Source organism: Deinococcus sp. JMULE3, assembly GCF_013337115.1.
Classification (GTDB): Bacteria; Deinococcota; Deinococci; order Deinococcales; family Deinococcaceae; genus Deinococcus.
The window spans coordinates 83539-94091 of the sequence record NZ_SGWE01000003.1 but is presented as its reverse complement, the minus strand read 5'-3'; the positions used below and the strand labels follow the sequence as shown (position 1 = coordinate 94091).

10 protein-coding genes and 2 pseudogenes are annotated in these 10553 nt (G+C 59.0%); 6 read left to right on the top strand and 6 right to left on the bottom strand.

Annotated elements, in window-relative coordinates; all coding sequences use genetic code 11:
- The coding region (locus EXW95_RS02845) for a hypothetical protein (RefSeq protein ID WP_217449159.1) at positions 1 to 332 on the top strand (332 nt) is incomplete at its 5' end.
- 43 nt (positions 333 to 375) lie between these two features.
- On the opposite strand, the pseudogene EXW95_RS21245 reads toward EXW95_RS02845, so the two are convergent.
- Positions 376 to 501, bottom strand: a pseudogene (locus tag EXW95_RS21245) (IS701 family transposase); the annotation flags it as partial.
- A gap of 103 nt (positions 502 to 604) precedes the next feature.
- Between EXW95_RS21245 and EXW95_RS02840 the strand changes: the two are divergent.
- Together EXW95_RS02840 and EXW95_RS21240 are read left to right on the top strand one after the other, a co-directional pair.
- A pseudogene (locus tag EXW95_RS02840) lies at positions 605 to 1410 on the top strand (IS5 family transposase).
- Positions 1411 to 1443: 33 nt separating this feature from the next.
- Positions 1444 to 1932, top strand: a complete 489-nt coding sequence (locus tag EXW95_RS21240; RefSeq protein ID WP_174366171.1) for a HEAT repeat domain-containing protein — start codon at positions 1444 to 1446, stop codon at positions 1930 to 1932.
- A 13-nt stretch (positions 1933 to 1945) separates the two neighbouring features.
- On the opposite strand, the gene EXW95_RS02830 is transcribed toward EXW95_RS21240, so the two are convergent.
- The 5 genes from EXW95_RS02830 to EXW95_RS02810 form a co-directional block, all read right to left on the bottom strand.
- Positions 1946 to 3010 carry an IS4 family transposase gene (locus EXW95_RS02830; protein ID WP_174366170.1) on the bottom strand — a complete coding sequence of 355 codons (1065 nt, stop codon included), beginning with the start codon at positions 3008 to 3010 and terminating at the stop codon, positions 1946 to 1948.
- A gap of 532 nt (positions 3011 to 3542) precedes the next feature.
- The gene (locus tag EXW95_RS02825; protein WP_144012425.1) at positions 3543 to 4037 is read right to left on the bottom strand and encodes a hypothetical protein; all 495 of its coding nucleotides are present in this window, start codon (positions 4035 to 4037) and stop codon (positions 3543 to 3545) included.
- Between the two features lie 443 nt (positions 4038 to 4480).
- Positions 4481 to 5356: a thioredoxin fold domain-containing protein gene (locus EXW95_RS02820; RefSeq protein ID WP_174366169.1), complete on the bottom strand. Its 876-nt coding sequence runs from the start codon at positions 5354 to 5356 to the stop codon at positions 4481 to 4483.
- A gap of 240 nt (positions 5357 to 5596) precedes the next feature.
- Positions 5597 to 6661 (bottom strand): IS4 family transposase, encoded by a 1065-nt coding sequence (locus tag EXW95_RS02815; RefSeq protein WP_174366168.1) that lies wholly within the window; start codon positions 6659 to 6661, stop codon positions 5597 to 5599.
- Between the two features lie 402 nt (positions 6662 to 7063).
- Positions 7064 to 7903 carry a DUF4238 domain-containing protein gene (locus EXW95_RS02810; RefSeq protein ID WP_174366167.1) on the bottom strand — a complete coding sequence of 280 codons (840 nt, stop codon included), beginning with the start codon at positions 7901 to 7903 and terminating at the stop codon, positions 7064 to 7066.
- 328 nt (positions 7904 to 8231) lie between these two features.
- Between EXW95_RS02810 and EXW95_RS02805 the strand changes: the two genes are divergently transcribed.
- The 3 genes from EXW95_RS02805 to EXW95_RS02795 all read left to right on the top strand — a co-directional run bounded on the left by EXW95_RS02805 (position 8232) and on the right by EXW95_RS02795 (position 10405).
- A complete protein-coding gene (locus EXW95_RS02805; RefSeq protein ID WP_174366166.1) occupies positions 8232 to 8624 on the top strand; it encodes a hypothetical protein in 393 nt (130 codons plus the stop codon).
- A 164-nt stretch (positions 8625 to 8788) separates the two neighbouring features.
- Positions 8789 to 9088 carry a hypothetical protein gene (locus EXW95_RS02800; protein WP_174366165.1) on the top strand — a complete coding sequence of 100 codons (300 nt, stop codon included), beginning with the start codon at positions 8789 to 8791 and terminating at the stop codon, positions 9086 to 9088.
- A 144-nt stretch (positions 9089 to 9232) separates the two neighbouring features.
- Entirely contained in the window at positions 9233 to 10405 is a 1173-nt protein-coding gene (locus tag EXW95_RS02795; protein ID WP_174366164.1) for a hypothetical protein, read from the top strand.
- Positions 10406 to 10553 lie beyond the last annotated feature (148 nt).

The window sequence follows — 10553 nt, the reverse complement described above, 5'->3', positions numbered from 1 at the left end:
GGCTGCTCAGACCGACCGAGGCGGACGTGGACGGCCTGCACACCTTCCTGTTCTGGGAGCTGCTGGCCATCTTCGGCGCCAGCAGCGGCCACGGCTTCCCCGACGTGTTCGAGGGCGGGGCGATGCACCTCGTCCCCTGGAACGCCCCCACCCCGGCAGGCATCATGGTGCGGGACACGACGACCGGCGCGACCGCGACCTACGTCGCGCACGCCACGCACGTCGCCGGACGCGGCCCCGCGCAACCCGCCGCGCTCCTGCACGTGGACGGCCACCACTTCACCGTGAACGCCGAGCACTTCGCGCGGCACTTCGTGGCGGTCGTGCCGTGAGTGAGGAGATCACGTGGCTATGTGGCAAGCCCGTCTAGGACCGCCCCAGATAAAGGAACATGCCGAGCGCAGCCTCAACGCTGCGCTGCTGGTAGATCGTGCGGGGGGCGGAGAGCAGGTGATCTGCCAGAATACGAGCGCGCTTCCCGGAAAGTCTGATGTCGTTCACACTCTAGTTCTCTCCTCTGGGAGCGCGTTTTGACTACCTATTCAGGTGCAAGATCTGAGGGACACTAAGACTCTGTTTCACAGCCGGGGAGTAGGGTGGCCGGATGGTGGAAACTCTCGTCCCCGACCGCCTCTGGGCGCTTGTCGAGCCACTCCTCCCTGCCGTCGAACAGCCCAAGGGTGGCAGACGCTTCGCTTGTCCTCGAGCGACCCTGGCTGGGATCGTCTATGTCCTCAAGGAGGGCATTCGCTGGAACGCTCTTCCCAAAGGCTATGGCTTTCCCAGCGGCGTCACGTGCTGGCGACGCTTGCGTGACTGGCAAATTGCCGGAGTATGGCAGGCCGCGCATCACGTCCTCCTCCATCAACTCCAAGCCTTGGGTTGTGTGGATTGGAGCCGCGCCGCCCTCGACTCGGCGAGCGTCCGCGCCGTAAAAGGGGGGATCTAACCGGCCGTAACCCCACCGACCGCGGCAAACTCGGGACCAAACGTCACCTCCTCGTGGATCGGTAGGGACTTCCCCTCGCGGTCCTGCTCTCGGGGGCAAACACCCACGACAGCAAGATGTTCGAAACTCTTCTGGACGCCGTTCCATCCCTACGCACTGGACGGCGAGGACGACCACAACGAAGACCCGATAAGGTGCACGCTGACAAAGCATACGATTCCGCACGGTGCCGTCAAGCCTGCCGCGCCCGCGGTATCCAACCGCGCATCGCTCGTCGGGGGATCGAGTCGAGCGAGCGTTTGGGCCGCCACCGTTGGGTCGTTGAACGGACGCTCAGTTGGTTCAACGGCTTCAGGCGACTTCGTTGGCGCGGGGAGCGTGACGCTGAGCGCTTCTTCGGACTTCATCTGTTGGCTTGCACATTGCTGTGCGCTCGCGCCCTCGAGCGGCATGTTGCATGAGGGGTGGCGTGATATCGGAGGCAAAATAGTAGGGTGGATTCTGGCATCGCGAAACTGGTCGAACACCTCATCGCGGCTCGTCGTCAAGGCGATATCGGCCACCTCATCACTCAAGTTCGGGTTCTGGACGACAAGTCTCGGCAGGAGGCGCTGAGTCTCGCTTGGCGCCGCATGCAAGAAACTCAAGGGCAGGACCAGGAAGAGGCGCTGGATGTCGGTCGCATGATCGTTGGGGACGCCCCGACCTCCTTCTTGAATGAGGTGCTCATCGCACCTTTCCCGGATGATTTGAAGATACATGCGTGCTGGCTTTTGGAGGGGTGGGGTGACGCGTCATCTCTCCTTGCCCTCCAACAACTGCTGCACTCGCCAGCTGGGTCGAGTGTCAAACAAGCGGCACTTCTTCCGCTTGCGATGATCAAAGACGTGAGCGTCGACGACGTGCTCTTGGAAGCGACTTTGGATGACGACGAGGCTGTGACGGAGCTGGCACGCGAGCTACTCGAGGAGCGGCGGAGATGAGGCCTTTCCCTGACTACCCCTCAAAACGGGGCATGAGTGTGCTCAAGGCGCGCCAGGATGCGCCGGACGGATGCAGCAGAAGATCTTGGAGATGATCAAGCCCGAGTCGAAACACGGACACCGCACGGTGTCCGTGTTTCTTTACTTTGGTCGCCGTTCGACGTGCTACGACCTCGCCCGTCACGCACGCCCAGATGAAGGCGACGCTGACGACCGTCAGGAGCGAAGACACTCGTTCGGCGCGTGTCAGACCCGTATCTTCCAGGTTGAACCCTCTGGTTTTCAACGCGGCGTGCAGATTCTCTGTTTGCCAGCGCAGGGCATACCGGCGCATGTTCGGCAGGGCGCGGCCCCGATACGCCAGGTACAGCATTTCACCGGCTGCGTTTTTCGTGGCCGCCACCCGCAGATTCACACCGTAGATGCGGGTCTGGCGATGCCAGACCCTGACTTCACCCACCTGAAGGTTCTTGAAGACTGCCCAGACCGGCATGCAGTACGCGCCGATCGTAGCGCGAGCTGGGAGACGAATGCAGGGCGCAATCCCGTGCTGGTCGAGGAATCGAAACCAGTGCTGCCCAATGAATTCACGATCCGCGAGCAGGCACCGGATCTCCCGATCTGGGCAGAGCTTCAGGAAGCGCTCCACGAGCGCTTCCCGGACACAGGAACGACTGGCCCCCCCGTGCGGGAGCAGTGTCCACATCAGCGGCAAACTGAACCCGTTCCACACGGCAGAGAGCAGGACAATATTGACGTCCTGCTGTCCAAGTTTCCAGTTGGTGCGGTCGAGAATGAGGTCGACTGGGCCGGGCGGGAGAAAGGACAAGGCGAATCGGGGGAACAGCGCCTCAGGAAACGGGAACTGGACGAACCGGCAGAGCCGCTGATACCGAGTCGTCAACGAGCCTGGGAGAGCGACGTGTGTCTTCAAGCTGTACAGGACGACGGTGCGCGCCTGAATGACCGCCAGGATCAGTGCCGTGAAGACGACGAGGCGGCGGGCGTCCACAGGGAAAGCAGACCGCAAGGCGGTCTGCAAGGTATCGTGAGGTGGTCGGTTCCCAAGGGTTTTCATCGCAGAAATACCGTACAGGAGCCGACTTTCTGCTGCCTACTGTGCGTTTTGAAGGGTAGTCAGGTCGTTGACACTTAGGAGCTCGGGTGGACTGGAAGCCCCTCGCTCTCACAGGCGCTGTTTGCCGGTGGACACCGTACTTTCGGAAACGCTGGGCACTTGGGCGGGCCTTTTTGGAACTAGCTCGTTTGCGGTGAGAAGCTGCTGGGCACACAAACGCCGTTCTTGCGGTGGTTGATGGGTCAAGCTGAAGATTCGCCATACACGGAGTACTTCCCAACTCGGTCTTCCGTCGCTCGCTCATACCGGAATAAATAAGAGAGGGCCCCCACACCGGGGGCCCTCTTCGCCGTCAATTGCAATGAGACACTCCAACAATTCACCAACTGTCGCTTCGCCTCCAGCGTCTGGCGCTCAAACGCGTGCCCCAGTAAGGGTGGTCCGGCCAGAGCGTCTTGCGCGTGATCGAGCCTTCCGCACAGCGTGGGTGCATTATTTACCCCGAATGTTTGAGCCGAAGCGGCCCACGACCTCACTTCCGCCGAACAAGCTCCCACTCATTGACAATCGCTTCCTGGGGCCACTCGAAACGCTCGCGTACGATTCCGAGCCCAGCAACCCACCAGCGGTCGAAAGTGATCGCATCTGTAGCCGTACGAACTACGTAACACGGCCGTTCTTCCCACTTCGTCACGTCTAAGAGCGACAGTTGCCCATCTTCTAATCGGTCACTCTTGGCAACCGTCTGACCATGCTCAGCTGCTGCTGGCAACTCAAGGACAGGGCTAGACGATCGCACATCGTCGCCATTCTCACTGCGAGGAATCTGGGCTCCGTGGCAGTAAATTCCGTCCGGGGCCACCAAATACACTTCTTTGGTTTCTCCGGCTTCGGAGTCGCCCATTGAACTAATGACCTCGAATCGTTGGTCATCAATTTGAGAGACTTTTCGGTGCAATTCCTGTCCAGTCGCCATCTGGAAAACGAACTCTCCAGGAACCAAGAACTCAGTTGGGTTGATTTGCATTGTCGCCCACCGCCTCAATATTTTTTGAGGGGCACGAGAGGCCCCTCAAGTTACTCATCCAAAGCTATTGACTGTTGGCCTCGCACACTGCCGTACAAGCAATGTAGCACGCGGCAACAAGCGGCGGCGAAACTGCACGTGGGCACAGCAGTGAGCATCTCAAGAAACAATCCAAAAGGTCCTGCGGTTCCGCCTCACCAGCGTTTTCCTCTACGAGGGCTGCCCAAGCAGCATCAGCGGACACCGGGGTGGACGCGGCGCTGCCAGTGGTGGAGACGCTCACCTCCGGCAGGTTTGCCCCAACCAAAGCTCCTGCTGGAGCACTCGAAGCCGCGTCTCCAGCTTGCGCCTGCGCGACTGCCCCCCACCCCACGACAGGGCCAAAAGAACGAAGACACTGACAAATCCTTTCATGATTTCTCCCTTCGCAACCTTCGTAGACATCACCTAATGGGTATCTTCTGCAAAGATGTGTTGCCTGTGCCTGATCCAGTAAGTCTCCATGTGATCTCCCCAAGTTCATTGATGAGTATGAATGTCGGCGTTGCTTTGACGTTATACTCATTATATATTTTTCGATTACTTAACTCATCAGATAAAATATCTATGTTGTTTTTTGCGCCAGCACTCTTAAATTGAGATTGCGTTTCGCTTATATTACTTGGAGCGATCACAAACATCCGCAGACTTGGCTTGTCATAGCTTAACTGGATGACTTTAGGCAATTCTTGCCTGCAAAATTCACAATCAAATTGATGGAAGACCAGCAATGTATACCTGGAGTCAATCCAAGCCACACCTTCTATTGGCGTAGCTCTGGCGCCGGGGGCACCTTTGGCGTACAACACAGTTTTCAAATCACCTTGAGAAAATTCACTTGCCAACTTCTCCAATTCCTCTAATGACAGTAGACCTTCGTAGAATCCCCGAATGACACTCCCTGAGTCGACAAATACGATTGCAGGGATGGATTTTAAGCCGTACTGGACGGCGATTTTGGCGTCCCTGTCCTCTTGTACTTCCGCAGTTATAGAGCTGCCAGCCAGCAGAGTTCTTCGAGCGACCGCTTCATCTGGAACGATGAGCGAAACTCGGATGCCGCCAAGTTGCTTCTGTATTACGGCCAAATGCGAGATTTGTAATGCACAGGATGAGCAGTCCGGTCTGACAAATAGATAGATGGTCGGCTGGACAGCCGAAGTACTCATGTCCTGTTTAAAGGATGAGCCATGTAGATCACCTCTCGTTATGCCAGCGAAAGCCTGTGCTGATGAGACAAGCAGGCAGACGAAGAGACAAATGAGCGCAATGGCACGCATTGAAGTACCCCCGATGTCTTGAATTTCGATGAGCGTAACAGTCTCAGCTCGACTGGTTGGCGCAAGTGTGGAGTCATGGCGGAAGTTAAATAAATAATTAATGTTTTAGAACATAACTTTAAACATTAAACTGTTTGAACTAAAGGAACGTAATTTTATGGTGTGACTTCCTGTGGCGTGATTTCCTGTAAAAAAGATTGAATGCCGTTTAGCACAAAAGCTGGGGAGGCTTATTGCTGACTACCCCTCAAAACGGGGCATGAGTGTGCTCAAGGCGCGCCAGGATGCGCCGGACGGATGCAGCAGAAGATCTTGGAGATGATCAAGCCCGAGTCGAAACACGGACACCGCACGGTGTCCGTGTTTCCTTACTTTGGTCGCCGTTCGACGTGCTACGACCTCGCCCGTCACGCACGCCCAGATGAAGGCGACGCTGACGACCGTCAGGAGCGAAGACACTCGTTCGGCGCGTGTCAGACCCGTATCTTCCAGGTTGAACCCTCTGGTTTTCAACGCGGCGTGCAGATTCTCTGTTTGCCAGCGCAGGGCATACCGGCGCATGTTCGGCAGGGCGTGGCCCCGATACGCCAGGTACAGCATTTCACCGGCTGCGTTTTTCGTGGCCGCCACCCGCAGATTCACACCGTAGATGCGGGTCTGGCGATGCCAGACCCTGACTTCACCCACCTGAAGGTTCTTGAAGACTGCCCAGACCGGCATGCAGTACGCGCCGATCGTAGCGCGAGCTGGGAGACGAATGCAGGGCGCAATCCCGTGCTGGTCGAGGAATCGAAACCAGTGCTGCCCAATGAATTCACGATCCGCGAGCAGGCACCGGATCTCCCGATCTGGGCAGAGCTTCAGGAAGCGCTCCACGAGCGCTTCCCGGACACAGGAACGACTGGCCCCCCCGTGCGGGAGCAGTGTCCACATCAGCGGCAAACTGAACCCGTTCCACACGGCAGAGAGCAGGAGAATATTGACGTCCTGCTGTCCAAGTTTCCAGTTGGTGCGGTCGAGAATGAGGTCGACTGGGCCGGGCGGGAGAAAGGACAAGGCGAATCGGGGGAACAGCGCCTCAGGAAACGGGAACTGGACGAACCGGCAGAGCCGCTGATACCGAGTCGTCAACGAGCCTGGGAGAGCGACGTGTGTCTTCAAGCTGTACAGGACGACGGTGCGCGCCTGAATGACCGCCAGGATCAGTGCCGTGAAGACGACGAGGCGGCGGGCGTCCACAGGGAAAGCAGACCGCAAGGCGGTCTGCAAGGTATCGTGAGGTGGTCGGTTCCCAAGGGTTTTCATCGCAGAAATACCGTACAGGAGCCGACTTTCTGCTGCCTACTGTGCGTTTTGAAGGGTAGTCAGGGCCTTTCCACGATCGGCGGACGTCAATTTGAATGCGTTCGACGCTGGATGGAGTTGTGAAACGAGTTCTAAGCTGCCTCAATACCTCTCTGTGGCGACTTAAGTTTGAATAATTGGCAATCAATGCATTCCAACCATTGGACCTCCCTGCGGAGTGCACATGATACGGACGACGGTGCGATTGAACACTGCATTACTGAGGTCGGGTACGTTTCAGATGGTTGCGACTCACCCATACGGAATGACGGCGGAGATGTTTATGGCGTCCAGTATGGTTTTTGATCGATAATTACTTAATAAGTATTACTCAAGAAGAATCTCGTAGATTCATTAATGTATCTAGTGCATTTTTATCTGAGATAGCAATTCAAAATCTAAGTAATGATATGCCGTTGTAAAAGATTCATCCGAGGGGAAAATTAGAATTCTGACGCCTGAATTGGCAATAGCCATCGCTAGTTTTCTATACAATGCTTCATCTAAGTTGATTACACTTCCATTGCTACTAAATGTGTCTCTCTCTTCGGAATCGTATATATAAATGATGTAATCCTTCGTGATGGGGAATATAAAATTGAAGGAAAAGGCATCAGATCCGATATCGTAGGTTTTATTCATAAATGTATTTAGATCAAATGATGCACCTTCTTCATTATTGTAGAAAGGTATAACGGGGTTATCGCTGGTAAATATTGGGAATTCGTTTGAACCTTTTAATATTACCCACTTCGCAGATAATGCTCTTCGGGTAAATCTTTCAATTCGATTCCTATTAAACATATATCTAATATGATCTATTTTTGATTCTTCGGATCTTCGCTCTTTTGGCAATTCTTGTGGAACTCTCACAAACTGAAAATAAATGTACACCACGCAGAGTTCTTTAAATCTTTCGATGCTAATTCTACCATTCCCTAAGTCTGCACAATATTCTGGAAATTTGCTGGGCCTTGAATCTGCGTGTTCAGAAAAAAATTTTTCAATAACATTATCATCCACTTCAATGCTAAAAATGGAAGGATTTGCTTTATAGAAATCATCCTCAGCTGCAATCTGATTATTGGCTTTGCCTAAGCGCTTTGAATTGCTCAGCTTATCATATACAACAAAGTTGCCACTTTCATTATTTAAAAAATTTCTTAGATAACTTTTAGGTACATAATGTTGTTTCTGTCCCATACATCAAAAATATACTCCATCCCGTTTAGGGTTGGCTCAGCACCTGACACTGATGTCCTGTCGGTTGGGAACGGCATTCCGAGGAGCCGTAGGCAGTCCCAGAAGAGCTCGCCGCCCCACCCCGCCGGTTGATTTAGGATCTGCCACCCGATCCGAGTCACGCTCACGACCGCTCGGCCGCGTACGAGGTCGAAATGCTCGTCAGCCTGGACGCCGACACGCACCCATGCGAGCCCGCTCACCTGACACCACGTGAGTGGGTGAGCTTGTGAGCACAGATGTCCAGCCGTTCCCCACCGATCACCTCTCCCCTCCCCGAGGTCACCCTATGAAGAAATTCCACCTGCCTCTCCTGGCCACTGCCCTGCCTGCCCTGCTCGCCGCGTGCGCGGACGACGTGGATCTCGACGGGTACGGCCGCCGCGCGTTCCGCACCGACGCGGAGTGCCGCGTGGCGTACAAGCGCGAACTCCAGCGCGGCCTCACCAACCCCTGCGCGGGTGAGCGGGTCGGCAGCAGCGGCCGCGTCATCTACTGGGGGCCGTACACCAGCCGCGGCGCCAGCGGCACGTCCTACCTCGGCTACGACCAGACCGGGAAGGTCGCCCGCAGTGGCCTGCAGCTCTCCCCCACCGGCCGGGTCAACACGTACAGCGCCCCGACCGTCAGCCGCGGCGGGTTCAGCAGCAGCGCCCGCGCGGGCAGCACGGCGGCCAGCTGATGGCCCGGTGCAGCGGCGCCGAGCGCCGGGCCACCCGCCGGCAGATCGAGGATCGGCAGGGCGTGCAGCGCGTCGAGCAATCGCAAAGTGCGGCGCGGATCCTTTCCGATCAACCGCAAAGTGACCCCCCGGCGCTCGAGGCGCAACCGCCAGTCGAGATCCCGGTGCAGGCCCCCGACCCCCGCCCGGCTGGGCAGGTGGTGGGTGAAGCGCTGCGGGCGGCCTCGCGCCGTCCCCGCCCCACGGTCTCCCTCCCGCCGTCCCTGGTGCCGCAGCCTCTGCCGGAGCGCGCACGGGACGCCCACCCCGCCTACGGGCTGACCACGGGACAGTGGGTGCTGCTGGAACTGACCCGGGAGAGCATGCGCACCGCCGCCCCGGACTTCCCGGCCGTGAACCAGACGCTGAGCGACCTGCAGGACCTGGAGCAGCTCGCCCGGCGGATTCTGGAGTTCCGCCCCTGACCGCGTGGGAGCGAATCAACCTGCCCGCGTGACACCCCGCTCCCTTGACACCTCGCTCCCGTGACATCACGACATCATGACAGCGTGCTAGCCTGCCCGCGTGACTGCTAGCCTGCACGCCCTCCTGCACGCACGGGAGCCCGTATGACCACCCGCACCCGCGCGAAGTCCAGCCCGACGCCCACCCACCTGCCCTGCCCGGTTCGCGGCTGCGGGGCCGTGGTGCGCCGGGCAGGGGAGAGCGCCGAGCACCTCGAACCCCACCAGATCCAGATCACGGCCAGCCGCGCCACACACCCCTTCCCATGCGTCTGCCCGCGCGCGGCGCTGCTCGAAGCGGGCCGCACCTCCACGGGCGAGTGGACCCTCGCGGAAGTGCGGCCCAGCCAGGAGCACCGCGAGCATCACAACCTGATCGCCCACGCCCTGGTCACCGGGCAGGCCTTCCGGGACCGCGCCGGGTACAGCCCCACCAACCGCGCCGCCGACCCGAACAGCGCCGGGATGGTCGACGCGTTCATGGCCGGGCACAACGCCGCCATCCAGGCGTGCGTCGCCCTGAGCACGGGCCGCGTCGCCGACGCGCAGCGCCTCGCCGAGCGGGCCCTGGCCGCCAACGCCGCGTACCAGGGGCACGCCCGCGCCGTGAAGCGCGCCCGACGCGCCGACGCCCAGGTGGGCCGCTGGCACAACGCCGAGCGGTTCTGGATCAAGTTGCCCGTCACCGTGCCGCCCGTGCCGGGGCAGTCGCCCGCCGCGCCGGTCCTGCGCCGCTTCCAGTTCGAGTTCCTCGCGGTGTGGGGCACGGCCCTGACGCTGCCCGGCGCGGCCGACCGGGCAGGGGAGAGCACGGTGCAGCGCGGCAGCAACAGCCTCACTGTCCTGAACGGCCCGGACATCGAGCGGGACAGTGGCATTCAGGTGGGCGTGGACGGCTGGCGGCAGCTGATCGACCTGCTCACCCGCTTCGACGACCCCGGCAAGAGCGGCAAGGCGCCCGACCCGCTGGAACTGGTGTGGCACCGCGACGGGGAAGGCCTGAGCCTGCGCCGCCACATCAAGCAGCGGTACCCCCGCGCCGTGCACGCCCTGGAGGCGGTCCGCCGCACGCTCACCCCGGTCCCGGAGCGCCAGAAGGGCCGCGGCGACGAGCCGGACGTCCACTGGGAAGCCAGGACGCCGCAGTGGGTGTATGACGCGATCAGCGACCCGATTGAGCGGGAGGAGGACCAGATCACGGACGTCGTCTATGGTCTCGCCGACGCCCTGGACTCCTACACGCACGGCGTGCCTGTCGTGCACGACCTCGAAACGTAGGCGCCGCATTGACCGCGCCCGAACATTCCCCTAGACTCGCATTACTCTGCCCTCAGTCCACTCTCAGGCACGCCCAGCGCGTGCCTGCGCTGCTTTTCCAGCCTGACTCGTGACCGTTCACCCGCACACAGGCGCTCACGCTGTCATG

Excerpts from the sequence above, each read along its gene's own strand:
- EXW95_RS02830 (WP_174366170.1), bottom strand. The coding sequence starts at position 3,010 with ATGAAAACCCTTGGGAACCGACCACCTCACGATACCTTGCAGACCGCC.
- EXW95_RS02825 (WP_144012425.1), bottom strand. The coding sequence starts at position 4,037 with ATGCAAATCAACCCAACTGAGTTCTTGGTTCCTGGAGAGTTCGTTTTC.
- EXW95_RS02820 (WP_174366169.1), bottom strand. The coding sequence starts at position 5,356 with ATGCGTGCCATTGCGCTCATTTGTCTCTTCGTCTGCCTGCTTGTCTCA.
- EXW95_RS02815 (WP_174366168.1), bottom strand. The coding sequence starts at position 6,661 with ATGAAAACCCTTGGGAACCGACCACCTCACGATACCTTGCAGACCGCC.
- EXW95_RS02810 (WP_174366167.1), bottom strand. The coding sequence starts at position 7,903 with ATGGGACAGAAACAACATTATGTACCTAAAAGTTATCTAAGAAATTTT.
- EXW95_RS02805 (WP_174366166.1), top strand. The coding sequence starts at position 8,232 with ATGAAGAAATTCCACCTGCCTCTCCTGGCCACTGCCCTGCCTGCCCTG.
- EXW95_RS02795 (WP_174366164.1), top strand. The coding sequence starts at position 9,233 with ATGACCACCCGCACCCGCGCGAAGTCCAGCCCGACGCCCACCCACCTG.